Below are 21,019 nucleotides of genomic sequence, written 5' to 3'. Positions count from 1 at the left end.
GGCCTTCCCATTCAACGATCATCAAGGAGTGCGCTATGAAATTCTTTCGATCCGATTCGGGTGGTTCGTCACGTTGGGCGGCTGCCTGGGTGTTGATGGCTGCGCTGGTCTGGTCTGCGTCTTCGGCGCGTGCCGACAGCGGCTCGGCGCAAGCGCAGGCCAACAAGGAAGCGGTTAATAAAGCATTCGCTGCCTGGGCCGCCGGCGGACGGACGTTCTTCGACGACATGCTGGCGCCGAATGTGGTCTGGACCATCAAGGGCAGCAGCCCGACCGCGCGCGTTCTTCGCGGCAAGCAGGAATTGATCGACGGTGCGGTCACGCCGCTGTCGACCCGTCTGCAGCGCCAGATTCGGCCCACGATCCGCAACCTGTGGGCCGATGGCGATCACGTCATCATCGAATGGGATGGCGAAGCGGTGGCGAAGGACGGCAAGCCTTATCGCAACAGCTATCTGTGGATCTTCCGCATGCAAGGCGGCCGCGCGATTGAGGTGACGGCCTATCTGGATCTGGCGCCGTATGACGACGTGTTGCGGCGCGTGCCGGCCTCGCAATGACTGTTCTGGCGGACTCTAATCGCTGAAGCATCAGTAGCGAACGTCGTTCGCAGTTAATCCGCTGTCGGCGCTTCAACGATCAGGCGCGGTATCTTCTGATACAGGTGGAGTTTAAAGTTATCGCGGTCGATCGATGAATGACAGCGACGATGGCAATTTGGGCAAAGAGCCACGGCATTGGTTGTCGTATCGGAGCCGTGGCTCGCTAGCGGCATGACATGGTGAACCTCGAGGTAAGGCAGGCCGTCCATACCGACGAAAGGCGCAGGGCTATCACAGGCCTCGCATCGACCTTGTGCAGCTTGAAGTACCCAAGCTTTGACGGCCGGATCGCGAACATACGATGTCGTAATCGTCGACACCATGGCAGGCTGAAAGCTTCCGAGCGGCCGCATACCTAGCGTTTGCTTCCTTAACGCGCTCACCTTGGCCGTTAGCGTCAGGTGGTCCGATGTTGGGATGTACGCTTCTAAGAATTCCACTCCGCAGTCGCGCAGCAGCGCAACCATTTTTTCTTTGACGGTACTCCCGATATTCCTGGCCGGCAGATACCCCGCGATCCACGGCATTCTAAGTTCATAGAGCGCCGCAGAGATGTTCTGCATCCGGAACTCGATCGAGCCTTTAGTCCGAGTGGATAGTGGTCCCATTCGGAGCTGCCGATTTACTTCTGCTTTGCTATATGGCTGACCATTGAGTTCAGCGCGCAGCATATCAAGATAAGATTGGATGGCGCTCGTGAGTTCTTCGTCCGTCCACGGAGTATTGTTGACAATAGATGGCGCTTGAAAAAGTTCGGACATGATCTGGGCGAACAATGCAGTTCGCCCAGTCTATCTATTGTTCAATATCTTGACAACAATATGAACAGGTTGCGTTCAGGCTGGCATCACGACAGCCTGCTTCCCATACTCGACCATGCGTCCGCCGTGCTCACGCTGCCAGGCGGCGGCGGTCGGCTGGTCCGCAAACCAGATGTGTTCATGGTCGCCGAACGCGCCGAGATCGAGCCGGAAGCGGTCCAGCACTTCCGGCGGACGGCGATCGATATCGCGCTTGCAGGCATCCCAGGTCGCGTAACCCAGCTCTGCGGCCAAGGTGCGGAACATGTGCTTGAGTTGCAGCGTCGCGCGTGCGTGATAGATCTGCGTTACGCGCGCATCCGCTGTCGTTCCAGCCGCGTGCACACGGCGCACGATGGGCAGGGCCTTGCTTGGCTGGTCCGAATGGGCGCTGCGCAGCATGCCACGGGCGTAGCGGCGTAGGAAATCGGTATTGGTGTCTGGAGGGGTGTTTCGATGGAGGCGCATGCCAGTCCTTTCACATGGTGTCGGCCGCTCTCGCTACGGCATCAGTGAATGAACAGGGATTGAACTCCTGAAAAACGGTCACGTCGTGGACGTTGGCAGGTGCGCTGGCTTTCGCGAGAGTGGGCGTCCTGCACAGCCCGGAGCGGATGGTAGCACGAGTTTTGCGCGGTATAGCCGCTGTGTTGCAAACATGCCATGGCAAAAAAGGCGCAACCGGTGGGTGATCGTGTTTGATACCATCCCGAAATGAACGTTACCCCTACTCACCTGGTTGCGACTTCGCGCATCCGCTATCGCCAGAATCTGGCATTGGTCCTGCTGGTCGTCACCGGCGTCATCAACTACCTGGACCGCGCCACGCTCGCTGTCGCCAATGAATTCATCCGCGCCGACCTCGGCCTCTCGCTCGGCGAGATGGGCGTGCTGCTGTCGGCCTTCTCGTGGAGCTATGCGCTGTGCCAGTTGCCGGTGGGCGCCCTGGTCGACAAGATCGGGCCACGCTGGCTGCTCGGTGCGGGACTGGTGATCTGGTCGCTGGCACAGGCGGCGGGCGGACTCGTCTCCACCTTCGGCTGGTTCGTGCTGGCGCGCGTCGTGCTGGGCATCGGCGAGGCGCCGCAATTCCCGGCCGCGGCGCGGGTGGTGAGCAACTGGTTCCCCTTGCGTGCGCGCGGCACGCCGACCGGCATCTATAACTCGGCCTCGCCGCTGGGCTTTGCGCTGGCGCCTTTGTGCCTGTCGCCGCTGATCGCCGCCACCAGCTGGCATTGGGCGTTCTTTATCACGGGTGCGCTGGGGATCGTCGCGGCCATCGTCTGGGTCATGCTGTATCGCGACCCGGTGCGCGAGGAGTTGACCGACGCCGAGCGGGCCTACCTGGACGAAGGCCAGACCCTGGAGGCCGCGCCGGCAACGGGCTTCGCGTCCTGGCGCGCGCTGTTCCGCCAGCGCGCCACCTGGGGCATGCTGCTTGGCTTCTTCGGATCGGTTTATTTGAACTGGGTGTTCCTTACCTGGCTGCCCGGGTATCTGCGCACGGAACGTCAGATGGACGTGGCCTATGTCGGTGTGGCGGCGACGATTCCCTTCCTGTGCGGTTTCGCGGGCGCGCTGTCGGCCGGCTGGGCGTCGGATCAGATCACGCGCCGCGCCAAATCAGTGGTGGCGGGTCGTCGGACGGCGGTGGTGCTGTCGATGCTGGGCATGGTGGCGTTCACGATTCCCGCCGCGCTGGTCGAGAGCAATACTGCGGCCATTGCCTGCATCTCGGTCGTGATCTTCCTGGCTAACGCGGCCTCGGCCTGTTCGTGGTCGCTGGTGACGGCGGTGGCGCCGCGCAGCCGTGTGGCTTCACTCGGCGCGATCCAGAATTTCGGGGGCTTTATCGGTGGTGCGCTGGCGCCGATCTTTACTGGCTATATTGCACAGGCTTGGTCGTTCGTACCGGCCTTGCTGACCGGCGCCGGCATCGCCTTCCTTGGCGCCATGTCGTATCAGTTCCTGGTCGTTCGACCGATTCCGGAGCAGGACTAATAGATCGTGTTCTAGCACAACGCATTGCCTGCAAGGATCATCTTTAATGTGCATTGGTCGGACGCAGGGGCATGACCATGAATATCATGTTGAAAGCTGCAGGCGTTATGCTTGGCATGATTTTTGGCTCAGCAAATGCTGCAGAAGCAAAGTTTCCTACTGAAGTGGCCAAGTACGTGGAACAGCGTGAAGGCTGTGACCACTTCCGAGGTGAGGTTCCCGACCCACCTGATGCACAGCGGATGAGAGAGATAGAGCGCGAAATTCGCAAGCTCTGCACAGGCACCGATAAAAAGCTCAGTAAGCTGAAGCGCAAGTACGCGAAAGACCAGGCGATCATGACGCGCTTAAATGAGTTTGAGGACCTGTCAGAAATTCTGTGTGCGGGGCCAGAATTCGTAGTTAGATAATCGCGTTCGTGAAGCGCTCGCCGAACATGATGGCGAACTGGTTGGCAGCCTGCTTCCAGGTACGCTGTGGCATCTTCCAATCTTTCTCGATATTGCGCAAGGCCAGGAACAATAACTTGGTCGCGGCTTCGTCGCTGGGGAAGTGACCACGGTTCTTGACGATCTTCCGCAGACGCATATGCAGGCTTTCAATAGCGTTGGTCGTGTAGATGATCGTGCGCACTTCAGGTGGGTAGGCAAAGAACGGAATCACCTGCTGCCACTGGCGCCGCCACATCGCGGCCACGGTCGGAAACTTGGTGCCCCATGGGCCTTCTGCAAAGGCATCCAGCGCCGCTTCGGCCAGCTCGGCGTTGGCAGCGTGGTAGATCGGCTTGAGCGCCGCTGCCAGTTCCTTCCGGTCCTTCCAGGCCGCAAGCGTCGTCGAATTGCGGATCAGGTGCACGATGCACGTCTGGATCTGCGCTTGCGGATAAACGGCCTCGATGGCCTCCGGGAAGCCGCGCAGGCCATCGACGACGGCGATCAGGATATCGTCCAGTCCGCGGTTCTTGAGTTCGTTGAAAACCTTCAGCCAGAATTTGGCGCCTTCGGTCTGTTCGATCCACAGACCCAGCACTTCCTTGCGGCCGTCGGCACGAATGCCCAAGGCCAGATATACGGCCTTGTTCTTGACCGTGCCTTCGTCCCGGATCTTCAGGCGCAACGCGTCGAAATACACGATCGGATACATCGCCTCGAGCGGCCGCTGCTGCCACTGCGCGACCTCCTCGAGCACTTCGTCGGTGATGGTCGAAATCAGGTCTGGCGACACCTCGGTGCCGTACAACTCCAGCAAATGCGCCTGAATCTCGCGCACGCTCATACCACGAGCGTACATGCTGATAACGTGATCGTCGAAGCCCGACATCCGGCGCTGATGTTTGGCCACCAGTTTGGGCTCGAAGCTCGACAGACGATCGCGCGGAATGTCCAGGTGGAGCTCCCCGCCTGGCGTCAAGACCTTCTTCGGGCTGCTACCGTTGCGGTGGTTTCTGCTGCCGTCTTCCTCGTTGGCCAGGTGGTGGTTCAACTCGGCCGACAACATACGCTCGGCCAGCATTTTTTTGAGCTGCCCGGCGAGGCCCGATTCGCCAAGGATCGACTCGGCGTCCTTGTTCTCAACCTGGGCCAGCAACTGGTCGATCAGCTCAACGGGAAACGGGTACGCTGCTTTCTGTTTTTTGGGCTTCTTGGTGGTCATCACTTCGGTCATGGAACAGTCCTTTCGGGATTATTTCATGACCCCGTTCCACACAGAAATTCTGACAGGCTCGAGTTTGAAGAAAATATCGAGATTTCTGCATCAACGAATGGACCGTAAGTGAACCCGGCCAAGCTTGAGATGCTTGATTCAATTGGCACAAATACAAACGGCCTCAAAAAGAGGCCGTTTGATTGTATCGCTTAGCGATTACACGTCGATATTGCCAGCGCGCAGCGCATTAGTCTCGATGAAGTTACGACGCGGCTCCACCTCATCCCCCATCAGCGTCGTAAAGATCTGATCCGCCGCAATGGCATCCTCGATCTGCACTTTCAGCAAACGACGCACGGTCGGATCCATCGTGGTCTCCCACAGCTGCTCCGGATTCATCTCGCCCAGACCCTTGTAGCGCTGCTTGTTCACGCCACGCTCGGCCTCTTCACGCAACCACTCCATCGCCGCGTGGAAGTCGCGCACAGCAAACTCCTTCATGCGCTCGCCTTCGCCACGGCGCACGATCGCGCCTTCGCCCATCAGGCCCTGGAAGGTGGCGGCCGAATCGGCCAGCACGGTGTAGTCGGCGCCTGCCACGAAGTCGGCGTCGATCGCGGTCACCTGCACGTTGCCGTGGTAGATGCGTTCGATGCGCAGGCCGTGCTTCTCGGACAGCTCGTCCGACTTGACCTTGACCTTCACCGCCGGATCGTTGATCGCCGCTTCCATCGCCTTGGCCGACGCTTCCGCGCCTTCGAGCGTGCTCAAGTCCAGCACCACGCCGCCGCTGACGATCGCGGTCAAGGCAGCGCGGTCGATCACGCGCGCCAGGCGCATCATGATGGCGTTGGCCAGGTTGTACTTGCGCGCCAGCTCGGCCAGCGCCTCGCCCGTCACCGCTTCGGCGCCTTCGCGCGGAATCAGCGAAGCGGTGTTCAGCGCCACGGTCATCATGTAGCTGGCTTCTTCGATGTCATCCTTCAGATAACGCTCGTCGCGGCCGGCCTTGACCTTGTACAGCGGCGGTTGTGCGATATAGATGTGGCCACGCTCCACCAGCTGCGGCATCTGGCGGTAGAACAGGGTCAGCAGCAGGGTACGGATGTGGGCGCCGTCGACGTCCGCATCGGTCATGATGATGATGCGGTGGTAGCGCAGCTTGTCGACGTTGAATTCGTCCGGGCCGATCGAGGTGCCGAGGGTCGCGATCAGGGTCGTGATCTGTTCCGACGACAGCATCTTCTCGAAGCGCGCCTTTTCCACGTTCAGCACCTTGCCGCGCAGCGGCAGGATCGCCTGGAACTTGCGGTCGCGGCCCTGCTTGGCCGAACCACCTGCCGAGTCACCCTCGACGATGTACAGCTCGGCCAGCGCCGGGTCGCGTTCCTGGCAGTCGGCCAGCTTCGAGGACAGGCCCAGGCCGTCCATCACGCCCTTGCGGCGGGTCAGGTCGCGCGCCTTGCGCGCCGCTTCGCGGGCGCGGGCGGCTTCGACGATCTTGCCACAGATGATTTTCGCGTCGTTCGGCTTTTCCATCAGGAAGTCCGTGAGCGTCTTGGCGACGATTTCCTCGACCGGGCCGCGCACCTCCGACGACACCAGCTTGTCCTTGGTCTGCGACGAGAACTTCGGCTCAGGCACTTTGACGGACAGCACGCAGGTCAGGCCTTCGCGCATGTCGTCGCCCGAGATCTCGACCTTGGCCTTCTTGGCGAAGTCGTTCTCGTCGATGTACTTGTTGATCACGCGCGTCATCGCCGCGCGCAGGCCGGTCAGGTGGGTGCCGCCGTCGCGCTGCGGGATGTTGTTGGTGAAGCACAGCACCTGCTCGTTGAACGAATCGTTCCACTGCATCGAGACGTCGACCGAGATATTCGTGCTCTGGTCCGACATGCGGTCGCCCGTCGCCTGGAACACGGTCGGGTGCAGCACGGTCTTGGCCTTGTTGATGTACTCGACGAAGCCGCGGGTGCCGCCCTCGAAGGCGAACAGCTCTTCCTTGCCGGTGCGCTGGTCGGAGAGCTTGATGCTGACGCCATTGTTCAGGAACGACAGTTCGCGGATACGCTTGGACAAGATCTCGTAGTGGAACTCCACCAGCGTGAAGATCGTTTCGTCGGCCCAGAAATGCACCTCGGTGCCGCGCTTGTCGGTCTCGCCGATCACCTTCATCGGCGAGACCTCGAAGCCGTCGCGCATCTCGATCAGGCGATCGACCGGTACGCCGCGCGTGAATTCCATCTGGTGCACCTTGCCGTTCTGGCGCACGGTCACGCGCAGCAGCTTCGACAGTGCGTTCACGCAAGACACGCCGACGCCGTGCAGGCCGCCCGATACCTTATAGGAGTTCTGGTTGAACTTGCCGCCGGCGTGCAGCTCGGTCAGGGCAATCTCGGTGGCCGAGCGTTTTGGCTCGTGCTTGTCGTCCATCTTGACGCCGGTCGGGATGCCGCGGCCGTTGTCGGCGATCGAAATCGAGTTGTCGGAGTGGATGGTGACGTGGATTTCGGTGCAATAACCGGCCAGCGCTTCGTCGATGGAGTTATCGAGGACTTCGAACACCAGATGGTGCAGGCCGGTGCCGTCCGAGGTGTCGCCGATATACATGCCCGGGCGCTTGCGCACCGCTTCGAGGCCTTCCAGGATCTGGATCGACGCTGCGCCGTATTCATCCGCCACTTCGACGGGCTTTTCTGCTGGGATATTCTCGGACATGGACTGCTTTCTATAAGACTATCTAGTTCAGGCAAATGCATACGGGCCGCCGGAGCGGCCCGCGCGACGCGTCAGATGCGCATCGGCATGACGACATACTTGAAGTCGCCATTGTCGGGAATCGAGATCAGGGCCGACGAATTCGAGTCGCCCAGGGCGATGTTCACCTGGTCGCACTTCAGGTTGTTCAGCACGTCGAGCAGGTAGGTGACGTTGAAGCCGATGTCGATCGCGTCGCCGCCGTAGTCGATCTCGAGTTCTTCGACCGCTTCTTCCTGGTCGGCATTGGTCGAGCTGATCTTCATGACGCCCGGCTCGATGATGCAGCGCACGCCCTTGAATTTATCGCTGGTCATGATCGCGGCGCGCTGCAGCGAACGCAGCAGTTCATCGCGGCTGATCGTGAAGTCGTTCTTGTAACCCTTCGGGATCACGCGGGTGTAGTCAGGGAACTTGCCCTCGACCAGTTTCGAGACCAGCTCGATGTCGGCGAAGGTCAGTTTCACCTGCGAGGCCGCGATGTCCAGGCGCACGGTTTCATCGCTTTCTTCCAGCAGGCGCTGCAGCTCGATGATGGTCTTGCGCGGGATGATGACTTCCTGGCGCTCGAACTGCTGCTCGGTCTCCACCTGGCAGAACGCGAGGCGGTGGCCGTCCGTTGCCACGGCAATGATATTGCTGCCGTCCAGCACCAGCAGCAGGCCGTTCAGGTAGTAACGGATGTCTTGCTGGGCCATCGAGAAGTACACCATATTGAACAGGTGCTTCAGCGTTTTCTGCGGCAGGGTCACCGAGGCGTTGTAGCTGTCGGCCACCGAGACGGTCGGGAATTCCTCGGCCGCCAGGGTCTGCAGCGCGAAGCGCGACTTGCCGCTCTGGACCGCCAGGCGCTTGTTCTGCAGGGTCATGGTGACGTCGCCCGATTCCGGCAGCGCGCGCAGGATGTCGAGCAGCTTACGTGCGGCCACCGTGGTGCCGGTCACGTCGTCGCCCGAGCCGATATTGGCGTGCGTGGTGATCTGCACTTCGGTGTCGGTCGACAGGAAGGACACGCTCTCGCCGGTCTTGCGAATGAGGATATTGGCCAGAATCGGCATAGTGTGCCGACGCTCGACAATACCACTCACGATCTGCAGTGGCCGGAGAAGCGTATCTCGGGTGGTTTTGACCAATTGCATAGTTATCCTCAGTACGTTTGAAAGGTGGTGTGTTACTAAAGCGATATTGTGCCATTGCCTGAGGCAAACACAAATATTCCGCTCAAGGGCAGAAAATCAACCCTTGAGCGTCTGTTCCAGCACGTGCAGCTCGTGGTTGCACTCTGGATTCTTCTGGCGGTCGCCGGCAATCTTGCGCACCGCGTGCAACACGGTCGTGTGGTCGCGGCCGCCGAACAGTTCGCCGATTTCGGGCAGACTCTTTTGCGTGAGTTCTTTTGCCAGGTACATTGCGATCTGGCGCGGACGGGCGATGTTCGCCGGCCGGCGCTTCGAATACATGTCCGCGACCTTGATGTTGAAGAAGTCGGCCACCGTCTTCTGGATGTTTTCCACAGAAATTTGACGGTTCTGCACCGACAGCAGATCCTTGAGCGCTTCCTTGACCACGTCGATGGTGATGTCCTTGCCGTGGAAGCGCGAGTAGGCCAGGATCTTGCGCAGCGCGCCTTCCAGCTCACGGACGTTGGAGCGCAGGTGCTTGGCCACGAAGAAGGCGACGTCGTCCGACAAGGTCACGTCCTCGGACTGCGCCTTTTTCAAGAGGATCGCCACCCGCATCTCGAGCTCGGGCGGCTCGATCGCCACCGTCAGGCCGGAATCGAAGCGCGAGATCAGGCGGTCGTCCATGCCCGTGATCTCTTTTGGATACGTATCCGAGGTGATGATGATCTGCTTCTTGGCCGCGATCAGCGCCTCGAACGCATAGAAGAACTCTTCCTGCGTCCGGCTCTTGCCACCGAAGAATTGAATATCGTCGATGAGCAGCATGTCGAGCGAGTGGTAATAGTGCTTGAAATCGTCGAAGCCCTTGCGTTGATAGGCGGTGACGACGTCGCGCACGTACTGCTCGGCGTGGATGTAGCGGATGCGCGCGTTCGGCTGGTCGGCCATGACCTGGTTGCCGATCGCATGGATCAGGTGGGTCTTGCCGAGGCCGACGCCGCCGTAGAAGAACAGCGGGTTGTACGACACGCCCGGATTGTTGGCGACCTGGATCGCGGCGGCGCGCGCCAGCTGGTTGGCCTTACCGGTCACGAAGCTGTCGAACGTCAGCTCGGTGTTGATGCGGCTTTGCTCGCGCTTGGGCGAGTTGGCGATGTTCAGGTTCTGGGTCGGGCTCGGGCTGGCGGACGGGCTCGGGTTGTCGGCGCCGGGCGCAGGGCGCGGCGCATTGAAATCGACCGTGGCCGAATTGCCGGACGCGCTCGTGTCTGCCACCTTGCGGGCAGGATTGTTCTTTGGGTCGAGCACGAACTGCACCTCGACCGGCGCTTCCCAGTACTGGGCCGCCAGTTCGGTGATGCGAGTGGCGAACTGCGTCTTGACCCAGTCGAGCTTGAAGCGGTTGGGCGCAGCGATGCGCAGCTTGCCGTCTTCGTAGTCGAGGGCCACCAGCGGTTTGATCCACGCGCTGAATTGCTGCGGCGTGAGCTCGAGCTCAAGCTGCGCGGATGCTGACTGCCAAAAATTTTCCATACTTCGCTTTTGATACGTAACACGCTATTTTACCTGTCTCGGCCGAAGTTATCCACAGGCGCTGCACATATTTTCCACCGAAACGGCAAGCCGGGGCGACCTCTTGCCAAGCTGGAAAGCTCGCACGATGGCGCTTGGCGAAACAACACCTGCCTTGACATGAGGGGGCGAAGTAGAGTCTAATTCAGGGTTCCCCGTCCGTGCGCCATGCCAGGCTGTGATTTTTCAGCGGCTGGTGGTTGGGCGACGAAAGACTTGCTGTGGCGTGACGCTGGTTTAACCTCGAGCGAAACTGTCATCGGCGCCGAATCTGACACGACGTCAGACCCGATTTTGCATCTTATTTTGCTTTAAGCGAGACCACCATGAAACGTACTTACCAACCTTCCGTCGTCCGTCGCAAGCGCACGCACGGCTTCCGCGCACGTATGGCTACCCGTGGTGGCCGTCAAGTCCTGAACGCTCGCCGCGCCAAGGGCCGCAAGCGTCTGGCTGTCTAAGTCACGCACCGCAGATCGATTGCGGTCGGTGATGACAGGCGAAGGTTCGCACGACTTCGCGCGCGCTCGGCGCATCGTTAAAACGGATGAATTTTCATCCGTTTTTCGTTTGCGGCCGACGCAAAGAACGGCGCATTTCGTGCTCTACACGCGTCCGAACGACCTGCCGCATGCGCGGCTGGGCGTCGTTGCGGCCAAGCGTTTCGCGCCGCGCGCGGTGACCCGCAATACGATCAAGCGCATGACGCGCGAGCTGTTCCGTACGAGCAGCCTGGCGCCGGTCGATTGCATCGTCCGCCTGTCGCGTCCCGTCAACGCCAAGGATGGCCCGGCCACCACGCGCGCCCTGAAGGCCGAGTTGAAGGTAGAACTCGCGCGCCTGTTCGCTTCCCAGAAGCCGCGCCCTGCGCGGGCCAGCTCGCCATGAAGACGCTGCTCGTCTGGTTGCTTCGCGGCTACCAGCTGCTGCTGTCCCCCATGCTCGGGCCGCGTTGCCGGTTCTATCCCAGCTGTTCCAATTACGCAATCGAAGCGCTGCGCGTCCATGGCGCCGCACGCGGTTCCTGGCTGGCCGCGCGCCGCGTGGGCCGCTGCCATCCGTGGAACGCGGGTGGCGTCGACCCGGTGCCGCCCAAAGACGGCGGCCCCAAGGAATCCCATTCAGCCGCTTGCGGTTGCAACCACTCCTGAAGACTCCAATGGAATTCAATAAACGTACTGTCCTGTGGATCGTGTTCGCCATCTCCCTGATTGTTCTCTGGAACAATTGGATGGTGGCTAACGGCAAGCAGTCGCTGTTCTCGGCGCAACCGCCGGCGCAAGTCGCTCAGCAGAATAAACCGTCGGACGTGCCGGCTGCCGCGCAGCCGGGCAGCGCCGCCGTGCCGGGTACTCCAGCGGCCGCGGCCACCGCCGTGCCCGGTGCTCCCGCCGCGCCGGCCGCGCCAGTCAGCCAGATCGTCACCGTCACCACCGACGTGGTGAAGGTCGACATCGACTCGGTCGGCGGTGTCATCAAGCGCCTCGAGCTGCTGCACTATCCGGATCACTTCGACAAGACCAAGAATCAGGTCCTGTTCAATGTGAACGGCCCGAACGTCTACCTGGGCCAGACCGGCCTGATCGGCACCAGCGCCGCCGGCGTGCTGCCGAACCACACCACGCCTTTCACCGTCAAGTCGGCGCAGACCACGCTGGGCGGCAACAACCAGGCGCAGGTCGTGCTGGAAGCCGAGCAGGGCGGCGTGCGTCTGACCAAGACGCTGACCTTCCGCAAGGGCGACTACCTGGTCGGCGTGCGTCATGACGTCACCAACATCAGCGCCGCGCCGGTCCAGCCTTCGCTGTACCTGCAGCTGCAGCACGACGGCAACAAGCCGGCCACCGATTCCTGGTTCATGCCGAGCTACACCGGCCCGACCCTGTACACCGACGCCGACAAGTACCAGAAGCTGACCTTCGAGGAAATCGAAAAGGGCAAGGCCGACCACTCGACCAAGGCGGATAACGGCTGGGTCGCGATCTCGCAGCACTTCTTCGTCTCGGCCTTCATCCCGGCCGACAAGGCGCCGCGCGACATCTTCACCAAGAAGATCGCCAACAACCTGTACGCGATCGGTACCGTGCAATCGCTGGGCACCGTGGCGCCCGGCGCGACCGTGTCGACCGACACCCGCCTGTATTCGGGTCCGCAGGACGAGCAGATCCTGGAAACCATCACCCCGGGCCTGGAGCTGGTGAAGGATTACGGCATGCTGACCGTGATCGCCAAGCCGATCTTCTGGGTGATGACCCAGCTGCATTCGATGCTGGGCAACTGGGGCTGGACCATCGTCGCCCTGACCATCCTGATCAAGCTAGCCTTCTTCCCGCTGTCGGCCGCCGGCTACCGCAGCATGGCCAAAATGCGCGTCGTGACGCCGAAGATGCAGGCGATCCGCGAACGCTACAAGAGCGATCCGGCCAAGATGCAGCAGGCCACCATGGAGCTGTACAAGACCGAGAAGATCAACCCGCTGGGCGGCTGCCTGCCGATCCTGGTGCAGATGCCGGTGTTCTTCGCCCTGTACTGGGTGCTGCAGGCATCGGTCGAGATGCGCGGCGCGCCATGGGTCCTGTGGATCCAGGATCTGACCCAGCCCGACCCGTACTTCATCCTGCCGGTGATCTACGCGGTGTCGATGTACATCACGACCAAGCTGAACCCGCAGCCGACCGATCCGGTGCAGGCCAAGATGATGCTGTTCATGCCGATCGCGTTCTCGGTGGTGTTCTTCTTCTTCCCGTCCGGCCTGGTGCTGTACTGGGTGGTCAACAACATCCTGTCGATCGCCCAGCAATGGGTCATCACCCGCAAGTTCGAGAGCGGCGCGGCCAAGTAATTCGCAGCCTTCTCGTGAAAAGCCCGCGCTTCGAAAGCGCGGGCTTTTTGTTTTTGAAGATCCCGTATCCCTTACAATCGCCCCCATGAAACTCGATACATCACCCATCGCCGCCATCGCCACCGCTCCGGGCCGCGGCGGCATCGGCGTCGTGCGCGCCTCCGGCAAATCGCTCGCCTTCCTGGTCGACGCCCTGTTCCCCGGCGTGACGCTGGCGCCGCGCCACGCGACCTACATCCCGTTCAAGGCCGCCAACGGCGACATCATCGACGAGGGTCTGGCCCTGTACTTCAAGGGACCGCATTCCTATACCGGCGAGGACGTGCTCGAACTGCAGGGCCACGGCGGCCCGGTGGTGCTGCAGATGCTGCTGGCGCGCGTGCTGGAAGCCGGCGCGGCTTCAAGCCTGCGCCTGGCCGAGCCGGGCGAGTTCACGCGCCGCGCTTTTCTGAACGATAAACTCGACCTGGCCCAGGCCGAGGCGGTGGCCGACCTGATCGACGCCTCCACCGAAGCCGCCGCCAAGTCGGCCTCGCAATCGCTGTCGGGCGCCTTCTCGCAAGTGGTGCACAAGCTGGTCGACGGCACGATCAATCTGCGCATGCTGGTCGAGGCCACGCTCGACTTCCCGGAAGAAGAAATCGACTTCCTCGAAAAGTCGAACGCGCGCGGCCAGCTGGCCGGCATAATCGAAGCGCTGGAGAACGTGTTCCGCCAGGCGGCGCAGGGCGCGCTGCTGCGCGAAGGGCTGAACGTGGTGCTGGTCGGGCAGCCCAATGTTGGCAAGTCCTCACTCCTGAACGCGCTGGCCGGGGCCGAGGTGGCGATCGTCACCCCGATCGCCGGCACCACGCGCGACAAGGTGAGCGAGACGATCCAGATCGAGGGCATCCCGCTCAACATCATCGACACCGCAGGCATCCGCGCAGTGAGCGAAGAGATCGACGTGGTCGAGCGCATCGGCATCGAGCGCACCTGGGGAGAAGTCGGCAAGGCCGACGTGATCCTGCACCTGCTGGACGCGAATCTCGGCCCGAGCGCGGCCGACGAAGCGATCGTCGCGGCCTTCCCTCCCAACGTGCCGGTGGTGCGCATCTGGAACAAGATCGACCTGTCGGGGCACAAGCCGTCGAAGGACGAGAGCGCGGACGCCGTTCACCTGTATCTGTCGGCGCACGAAAAGCTCGGCATCGACCTGCTGCGCGCCGAACTGCTGCGCATCGCCGGCTGGCAGCAGACCGGCGAATCGCTGTACCTGGCGCGCGAGCGTCACCTGATCGCGCTGCGCGCCGCGCGCGAACACCTGGAGCTGGCGCGCCAGCATGCGATGCAGGACGACCAGTCGCTCGACCTGTTCGCAGAGGAGTTGAGGTTGGCGCAAGACCATCTGTCGAGCATCACCGGGCAATTCACGCCGGACGATCTGCTGGGCGTGATCTTCAGCCGCTTCTGTATCGGCAAGTAACGGTCAACAAGCGTCCAGCCGGCTCGTGGTAGGCTTGGAATATGGATCAATACAAGCCACCCCATCCCGCCGCGCCGATGCGGCGCACGGTCGCCAGGCTGGCCGCCATCGCGGTCGGCGCCAGCCTGCTGGCGTCCTGCTCCAGCCTGATCGGCCCGCGCCAGGTCGAGGTCCCGCTGCACAAGCTGCAGGCCGGACTGGACAAGCGCTTCCCCGTCAACGAGCGCCTGCTGGAACTGTTCGACATCCAGCTCACCCGTCCGCAACTGGCGATCCAGCCCGAGGATGACCGCGTCGCGCTGGCCGTCGAGGCCTTGGTCGCGCCGCCGTTCGCGCGCGCCTGGACCGGCAACATCGCGTTTTCCGGGCGCCTGTACATCGATCCGGGCCGCGCTGCCGTCATGATGGCCGAGCCGCGCGTCGATCGCCTGCAGCTCGGCAACCCCGAGGCGGAGCGTCACCTGACCCGCGTCGCCAACGGCCTGATCGACACCGTCGCGCGCGACATGCCGGTCTACACCTTCGAGCAGAAAGACTTGCGCTATGCGGGCGTGCAATTCGTTCCCACGCGGATCCAGACCACGCGCAGCGGCCTGGTCGTGACGCTCGAGCCGGCAAAATAAGCCGGCGTACACAAGCGTGCACGCCGACAGTTGGCTTTACACTACGATTTTTGGCGGTGCATTGTGGCTCATGCAGCGACAAACGTTGCACGCATGTCAAATCGCTCCCCGGCAGCCGGACAGGGGATTGCACCCGCCTGGCATTGGGCGCACACTGATATGCAACGAAAGTCGTGATGGGTTCGCCTGTCGCGGTCCGGCTTGCGCTTTCTCATGCGCACGGAGTTCCGCTGAAGTAATCTTTCTCTGACTAAAGGCTGCCGTATCAGGGGGTGGATCTTGGAAACGACACACGAGAGTCTTCCGGACAGTGGGCTGCCCGCCGAGCCGCCGGTGGCCGTCTCAATTGCCTCCACAGGCAGCATGCCGACCCGCGCCAGTCTTCCGGCCAAGGGTTCGTGCTGGTACTGCGAAAAGCCGCTCGACAGCGTGCGGCGCTTTTGCGGCAAGTCCTGCGCCGATTCATTCGACGAAGAAGCCGAGTTCACGCGCTGATGGCGCGCTGCGCAGTCAGCGTGGTCAGCGCGGGCCGGCCTGCTCCAGCAGCGCCAGCGCGTTTTCGAAATCGAAGCGCCTGAGCGCCGCGTCGAACGCCGCCACCTTCTCGCTTCCCATGCCCGCCAGCAGGCGCGGACGCAGTTGCGCGGCCAGGTCCGGCGCGCGCCCGTCGCCGATGTCGAGCATGTCGCGCAGGCGCGCCAGGTCGTCGCGCGCGGCCGGCGAGTTTGCCTGCACCTGCGCCGGCGTTTCAGGCGCAGCCAGCAGCACGTCGACTTCCGCCAGCGCCCGCGCCAGCTCCTCGTCCAGCGCCGCGATCAGCGCCAGCGGCGCCGCGCCGCCGGCCTTCAGCGCCAGTTCGACGTCCAGCGCCAGCCGGCGCAGCCGGTTCGCTTCGATCATCCCCGCCGCGCCCTTGAGCGTGTGGGCGATGCGGTGGGCCAGCACGGCGTCGCCGGCATCCAGCGCCGCGTGCAGGCGCGCCGCGAGGTCGCGGTAGTCGCCGGCGAAGCGTCCCAGTACGCGCAGGAACAGCGCGCGGTCATCCATTACCCGCTCCAGTCCGGCCGCGAAGTCGATGGCCGGCGCGCCGGGCGCCGCCGCTGCGCCGCTCACCGCGTCGTGAACGACCAGGCGCGCGACACCGCCGCGCCATTGACCGTACCGGTGAAATTGACCTCGTAGGTCGTGGCCGCGCGCAGCGGGAGCACGGGGATGATGGAGGCCGCGGTCGGCTGCCCGAGCGGATCGACGCGCAGCACCTGCAGGTCGGCGCCGCCGCGCGGGCGCACCGTGAAGCTGCCGACCGCCAGCGTCGAATCGAGATTGGTGTGCACGCTGATCGGATACCCCACCTCGTTGCGGTCGGGGACCGGGTCCGGTTCCTCGGTGTCGCTCAGGAAGTTGGGCGCGACCCCGGTCTGGCCGTTGAAGGGCCAGGTGACGATCGCGCCGCGCGCGATGCCGGGGCCGTAGCCGTTGCGGCTGGCGAAATCGGCGGTGAAATAGTGGTAGCCGCGGCTGGCGCTGGCGGCGCCGGTGCCGATCTCGCGGAACATCGGCTCGAAGATCACGAAACGGTGATAGATCGCCGTGATCAGTTCTTCGGTCATGAAGAAGCCCGAGCCGTTGTTGCTGCCGGAAATCACCTCGCCATAGGCGAAACCGCGCGTCCGATCCAGCGTGTAGCCGGCCGCGTTCAGGCGATCTTCCAGCTTGGCGCCGGTGAATCCCTGGAGGCCCGGCTTCTGGTCGTGGCTCATCAGGTTGTTGATGCGCAGGTATTCGGAGTGCCCGAGCGCGGCATTGTCGATCTGCGCGTTCTGGCTGACCGTCGGCACGCCGGCCTGGGCGCGCCGGTAGTTGATCCAGTTGCGGCCATCGACGGCGATATTGCCGGTCAGGGTGGGGGCATCCGCGGCCGGCGTGGGCGCGGGCGCGGTGGGGCTTGGCGTGACCGCCAGGCCGCCACCGGATTCGCCCGTCGGACTGCCGCCGCCACCGCCGCCGCATGCACTCAGGGCCAGGGCGGCGCCCAGGATCGCGGCAATCGACTGCCAGCGTGGCGTATAGCTCATCTTGCAACTCCTGTCAATACATAAGCGTGGGGCATCATTCTAGGCCAAAAACAGGGATCGTGACCGCCGCTGCAACCATCGCGCAGCACCCTTGCAGGGCACCCTGTAGAATAAGCCAACATTTCCCATGTCGAGTCGACCATTGAAGCTATCTAACCAGCAACGCCTCGCGCGCGCCAAGTTCGCCCTGCCCAGTTCCGTGACGCTGCTGTCGATCGCCTGCGGCTTCGCCAGCATCGTGATCTCGGTCGACAACGCGCGCGTCGGCGACCCGGACGACTTCCGCCTGGCCGCGATCCTGCTGGTGCTGGCCGGCGTGTTCGACGCGCTCGACGGTTTCGTGGCGCGCGCCACGAATACCCAGTCCAGCTTTGGCGTGCAGCTCGACTCGATCGCCGACGTGATGAACTTCGGCTGCGCGCCCGGCCTGCTGCTGTACTGCTACGGCTTCACCCAGCTGGGCGACGTGCACCCGACCCTCGAACGCATGGGCGGCCTGGCCTGCTTCGTGTTCGTCACCTGCGGCGCGTTGCGCCTGGCGCGTTTCAATATCAGCCATGGCCGCACCGACCCGCGCTACTTCGTCGGCATGCCGATCACCGCCGGCGCGGCCTGCGTCGCCTCGGTGGTGGTGGCCTGGCCCGATCCCGTCACCGCGACGGCGCCGGCCTTCCTGGTGTGCGCGCTGATGGTCTGCGTCGGCGCGCTGATGGTGTCGACCATCCGCTTCCCCAGCTCCAAGCACCCGAAAGGCAAGGTGATGCTGGCGCTGCTGGGCGTGTGCCTGGTACTGCTGGCGCTGCTGCAGGAGCGCTTCTTCGTGCTGTTCTTCCTGCTCTACGTGTGTGCGACGCTGCTGCTGAACATCGGCTGGAAGCTGGGCTGGCGCGGCGTGGCGCCGCCCAAGGTGTTCGAAGATTAAGTCACGCGATTAAGTCACGCGATTAAGTCACGCGAACTTGTCGAGCATCGCCGCCAGGTGGGCGGCGCGGGCGCGGGCGTCGTCGAGGTCTTCGGCGTCCCCGGTCTGGGTCAGGATCGATGAGGTCAACAGTTGCACGAAGGAGCGGTCGAGCGCCTTGCGCGCCGCCGCCATCTGCTGCGCGACGGCGTCGCAATCCGACGGCGAGTCGGCCAGCGCGATCAGTTTCTGCACGCCGCGCAGCTGGCCCTCGATCCGGGCCAGCCGGTTCAGCAAGTCCTTCTTCTGCTGCGCGCTGAGGGCCTTGCCCTCGACGATCCGGAGCGGGCCCTCGACCATCTCAGGCCACCTCGTGTCCGCGCGCGGCGCGCAGGATGCGGAACCAGTCCTCGCGTTCGAGCTCGAAGCTGGCGCCCAGCACCGCCTCGCGGATCGCCGCGATGCGACCGCTGCCGGTGAGCGGAATCGGACGGCAGGGCAGGCGCATGATCCACGCGAACACCACGCTGCAGAACGGCTTGCCGATGCGCTCGGCCACCTCCTGGATGACCTGGCGCAGCGCGGCGCCGCGCGCGTCGTTCGTGTCGAACAGGCGCCCGCCGCCCAGCGGCGACCAGATCATCGGCGCGATGCCCAGGTCTTGCAGGCCGTCGAAGGTCGCGTCGAACATCGGCGCGGTGTGCAGGGGAGAGAACTCGACCTGGTTGGTGGCCAGCGGTATGCGGCGGTTGAGCGACTCGAACTGGTGGCGCGTGAAGTTCGACACGCCGAAGTGCAACACCTTGCCGTCCTGCTTCAGGCGCGCGAAGGCCGCGGCGATCTCGTCGAATTCCATCAGCGGATCGGGACGGTGGATCAACAGCAGGTCGAGGCGGTCGGTGCCCAGCTTGCGCAGCGATTCCTCGGCCGAGCGCATGATGTGGCTGGCGCTGGTGTCGTAGTGCTGGATGGTGTGGCCCGGGTGCTTGTTCGACAACAGCTTGATGCCGCACTTGCTGACCAGCTCCATGCGCTCGCGCAGCGACGGTTGCGCGCGCAGGGCTTCGCCGAACAGCTCCTCGACGCCGTAGTTGCCGTAGATGTCGGCGTGGTCGAAGGACGTCACGCCCAGCGCCAGGCACTGTTCGATGAAGTCGACGCGCGCCGCCACCGGCATGTCCCATTCGACCATGCGCCACATGCCGGCCACGATGCGCGACAGTTCGAGACCGCCTTCGCGCGTCGGAATGCGGGGGGAGAGAAGTTCGGCGGGCGCTTGCGGCATCGGGTTCTTTCGTGATGACTGGATGGCATGATTATAGCGGCCGGAAGCCTGCGCCGCGTCAGCCGCCGCGCATGAAAAAAGCCCGTCCGGCATAAGGCGCGGACGGGCTTTCGACGATCGAAGGCGGATGCTTACCGCATCCGGCTTATTGCATCCAGAGGCGCATCGAATCCCAGGCGCGTCCAAAAATGCTCGCTTCCTGCACTTCTTCCAGCGCCACCACCGGCAGCACCAGCAACGGCTTGCCGTCGACCGTCATCTTGAGCGTGCCGACCTGGCCGCCCAGCGCCAGCGGCGCGACCAGCGGGTCGCGGCGTTCCAGCACCGGCTTGAGCTTGCCCGCCACGCCCTTCGGCACGGTGACCAGGATGTCGCGCGTGAAGCCGATCTTGACGGTCGATTGCGCGCCCTTCCAGATGGACGGGGTCTGGATTGCCTGGCCTTTCGAGTACAGCTTGACGGTGTCGAAGTTCTGGAAGCCCCAGTTCAGGAGCTTCTGGCTTTCCTGCGTGCGCACGTCGGTCGAGCTGGTGCCCAGCACCACCGAGATCAGGCGGCGTTCGCCGGTGCTGCCGTTCGGACGGCGCGCCGAGGTGATCATGCTGTAGCCCGAGGAGGTGGTGTGGCCGGTCTTCATGCCGTCCACGGTCGGGTCCAGCCACAGCAGGCGGTTGCGGTTCTGCTGGGTGATCTTGTTATAGGTGAACTGCTTGATCGAGTCGATCTTGTACAGGTCGGGGAAATCGCGGATCACGTGGGCGGCCAGCTGCGCCAGGTCGGCCGCGGTCGAGTAGTTGTTCGCGTCCGGCAGGCCGTGCGGGTTGGCGAAGCGGGTGCTCTTCAGGCCCATGCGCTGCGCTTCGCGGTTCATCAGGGTGACGAAGGTGGCTTCGTCGCCCGCCACCGCTTCGGCGATGGCGACCGCGGCGTCATTGCCGGACTGGATCATCAGGCCATGCAGCAGGTCGTTGATCGACACCGGCACGCGTGGATCGATGAACATCTTCGAGCTGCTGGCGTCGACTTTCCAGGCGCGCTCGGACACGTTCACCATCTGGTCCAGGGAAATGCGTTTGTCGCGGATCGCGGCAAAGGCGACGTAGGCCGTCATGACCTTCGTCAGCGATGCCGGTTCGATGCGCATATTCTGTTCTTGCGAGGCGATGACCTGGCCGCTCGTCGCGTCGAGCAGCAACCACGATTTGGCGGCGATGGCGGGCGCGGGCACGGTTTGCGCACTGGCCGAGACCATCACCAGGCTGGCGGCGAAGGCCGCTAACAGTTTTTTCATGGGGAGTATTTCGTCATTAAAAGTAGAGCGGTGG

General features: G+C 63.2%; 22 protein-coding genes. 11 read left to right on the top strand and 11 right to left on the bottom strand.

The window, feature by feature from the left end:
- The first annotated feature begins 35 nt into the window (after positions 1-35).
- Positions 36-560: a nuclear transport factor 2 family protein gene (locus KY496_RS17230; protein WP_219861701.1), complete on the top strand. Its 525-nt coding sequence runs from the start codon at positions 36-38 to the stop codon at positions 558-560.
- A 53-nt stretch (positions 561-613) separates the two neighbouring features.
- Here the strand turns inward: KY496_RS17230 and KY496_RS27370 are convergent, their stop codons facing one another.
- Positions 614-1,378 carry an HNH endonuclease signature motif containing protein gene (locus tag KY496_RS27370; protein ID WP_273162201.1) on the bottom strand — a complete coding sequence of 255 codons (765 nt, stop codon included), beginning with the start codon at positions 1,376-1,378 and terminating at the stop codon, positions 614-616.
- A gap of 60 nt (positions 1,379-1,438) precedes the next feature.
- Positions 1,439-1,870, bottom strand: a complete 432-nt coding sequence (locus KY496_RS17220) for a hypothetical protein (protein WP_184240248.1) — start codon at positions 1,868-1,870, stop codon at positions 1,439-1,441.
- 246 nt (positions 1,871-2,116) lie between these two features.
- Here KY496_RS17220 and KY496_RS17215 point away from each other — a divergent pair, with 246 nt between their 5' ends.
- Positions 2,117-3,403, top strand: coding sequence for an MFS transporter (locus tag KY496_RS17215; RefSeq protein ID WP_219861699.1), 1,287 nt, complete (start codon positions 2,117-2,119; stop codon positions 3,401-3,403).
- A gap of 71 nt (positions 3,404-3,474) precedes the next feature.
- A complete protein-coding gene (locus KY496_RS17210; RefSeq protein WP_219861697.1) occupies positions 3,475-3,813 on the top strand; it encodes a hypothetical protein in 339 nt (112 codons plus the stop codon).
- Here the strand turns inward: KY496_RS17210 and KY496_RS17205 are convergent.
- The 4 genes from KY496_RS17205 to dnaA all read right to left on the bottom strand — a co-directional run bounded on the left by KY496_RS17205 (position 3,806) and on the right by dnaA (position 10,464).
- Positions 3,806-5,056 carry an IS256 family transposase gene (locus KY496_RS17205; RefSeq protein ID WP_157225494.1) on the bottom strand — a complete coding sequence of 417 codons (1,251 nt, stop codon included), beginning with the start codon at positions 5,054-5,056 and terminating at the stop codon, positions 3,806-3,808. The two genes, KY496_RS17210 and KY496_RS17205, sit on opposite strands and share 8 nt — an antisense overlap.
- Positions 5,057-5,266: 210 nt before the next feature.
- A complete protein-coding gene (gyrB, locus tag KY496_RS17200) occupies positions 5,267-7,768 on the bottom strand; it encodes a DNA topoisomerase (ATP-hydrolyzing) subunit B (RefSeq protein ID WP_219861695.1) in 2,502 nt (833 codons plus the stop codon).
- Between the two features lie 71 nt (positions 7,769-7,839).
- Positions 7,840-8,946, bottom strand: coding sequence for a DNA polymerase III subunit beta (gene dnaN, locus KY496_RS17195; protein WP_005664571.1), 1,107 nt, complete (start codon positions 8,944-8,946; stop codon positions 7,840-7,842).
- A 96-nt stretch (positions 8,947-9,042) separates the two neighbouring features.
- Positions 9,043-10,464, bottom strand: a complete 1,422-nt coding sequence (dnaA, locus tag KY496_RS17190) for a chromosomal replication initiator protein DnaA (RefSeq protein WP_005664573.1) — start codon at positions 10,462-10,464, stop codon at positions 9,043-9,045.
- A 365-nt stretch (positions 10,465-10,829) separates the two neighbouring features.
- On the opposite strand from dnaA, the gene rpmH reads away from it, so the two are divergent.
- From rpmH to KY496_RS17155, 7 genes are all read left to right on the top strand, one after another.
- Complete coding sequence (gene rpmH, locus KY496_RS17185) at positions 10,830-10,964, top strand: 50S ribosomal protein L34 (RefSeq protein WP_040378179.1); 135 nt, start codon at positions 10,830-10,832, stop codon at positions 10,962-10,964.
- 31 nt (positions 10,965-10,995) lie between these two features.
- Complete coding sequence (gene rnpA, locus KY496_RS17180; RefSeq protein ID WP_184240438.1) at positions 10,996-11,391, top strand: ribonuclease P protein component; 396 nt, start codon at positions 10,996-10,998, stop codon at positions 11,389-11,391.
- A complete protein-coding gene (gene yidD, locus KY496_RS17175; RefSeq protein ID WP_005664577.1) occupies positions 11,388-11,654 on the top strand; it encodes a membrane protein insertion efficiency factor YidD in 267 nt (88 codons plus the stop codon). The genes rnpA and yidD overlap by 4 nt, the downstream gene beginning before the upstream one ends.
- Before the next feature lie 8 nt (positions 11,655-11,662).
- Positions 11,663-13,345 (top strand): membrane protein insertase YidC, encoded by a 1,683-nt coding sequence (gene yidC, locus KY496_RS17170; RefSeq protein ID WP_219861693.1) that lies wholly within the window; start codon positions 11,663-11,665, stop codon positions 13,343-13,345.
- An 85-nt stretch (positions 13,346-13,430) separates the two neighbouring features.
- Complete coding sequence (gene mnmE, locus KY496_RS17165; RefSeq protein WP_219861691.1) at positions 13,431-14,810, top strand: tRNA uridine-5-carboxymethylaminomethyl(34) synthesis GTPase MnmE; 1,380 nt, start codon at positions 13,431-13,433, stop codon at positions 14,808-14,810.
- 41 nt (positions 14,811-14,851) lie between these two features.
- The gene (locus tag KY496_RS17160) at positions 14,852-15,433 is read left to right on the top strand and encodes a DUF1439 domain-containing protein (protein WP_005664581.1); all 582 of its coding nucleotides are present in this window, start codon (positions 14,852-14,854) and stop codon (positions 15,431-15,433) included.
- A 279-nt stretch (positions 15,434-15,712) separates the two neighbouring features.
- Positions 15,713-15,928, top strand: coding sequence for a hypothetical protein (locus KY496_RS17155; protein ID WP_040775060.1), 216 nt, complete (start codon positions 15,713-15,715; stop codon positions 15,926-15,928).
- 24 nt (positions 15,929-15,952) lie between these two features.
- Here KY496_RS17155 and KY496_RS17150 read toward each other — a convergent pair whose 3' ends face one another.
- Positions 15,953-16,546 (bottom strand): Hpt domain-containing protein, encoded by a 594-nt coding sequence (locus KY496_RS17150; RefSeq protein WP_229520304.1) that lies wholly within the window; start codon positions 16,544-16,546, stop codon positions 15,953-15,955.
- Positions 16,543-17,508 carry a CAP domain-containing protein gene (locus tag KY496_RS17145; RefSeq protein ID WP_219861689.1) on the bottom strand — a complete coding sequence of 322 codons (966 nt, stop codon included), beginning with the start codon at positions 17,506-17,508 and terminating at the stop codon, positions 16,543-16,545. The genes KY496_RS17150 and KY496_RS17145 overlap by 4 nt, the downstream gene beginning before the upstream one ends.
- Positions 17,509-17,650: 142 nt before the next feature.
- On the opposite strand from KY496_RS17145, the gene pssA reads away from it, so the two are divergent.
- Entirely contained in the window at positions 17,651-18,430 is a 780-nt protein-coding gene (gene pssA / locus KY496_RS17140) for a CDP-diacylglycerol--serine O-phosphatidyltransferase (protein WP_219861687.1), read from the top strand.
- 27 nt (positions 18,431-18,457) lie between these two features.
- On the opposite strand, the gene KY496_RS17135 is transcribed toward pssA, so the two are convergent.
- From KY496_RS17135 to KY496_RS17125, 3 genes are all read right to left on the bottom strand, one after another.
- A complete protein-coding gene (locus KY496_RS17135) occupies positions 18,458-18,769 on the bottom strand; it encodes a metal-sensitive transcriptional regulator (protein ID WP_005664589.1) in 312 nt (103 codons plus the stop codon).
- Between the two features lies 1 nt (position 18,770).
- Positions 18,771-19,694 (bottom strand): aldo/keto reductase family oxidoreductase, encoded by a 924-nt coding sequence (locus tag KY496_RS17130; protein ID WP_219861685.1) that lies wholly within the window; start codon positions 19,692-19,694, stop codon positions 18,771-18,773.
- A 145-nt stretch (positions 19,695-19,839) separates the two neighbouring features.
- Entirely contained in the window at positions 19,840-20,985 is a 1,146-nt protein-coding gene (locus tag KY496_RS17125) for a D-alanyl-D-alanine carboxypeptidase family protein (RefSeq protein WP_005664592.1), read from the bottom strand.
- Between the last annotated feature and the right edge of the window lie 34 nt (positions 20,986-21,019).

The sequence above is a fragment of the Massilia sp. NP310 genome, from assembly GCF_019443485.1.
Lineage (GTDB): Bacteria > Pseudomonadota > Gammaproteobacteria > Burkholderiales > Burkholderiaceae_D > Telluria > Telluria timonae.
This window is presented reverse-complemented; position numbering and strand designations above follow the sequence as displayed.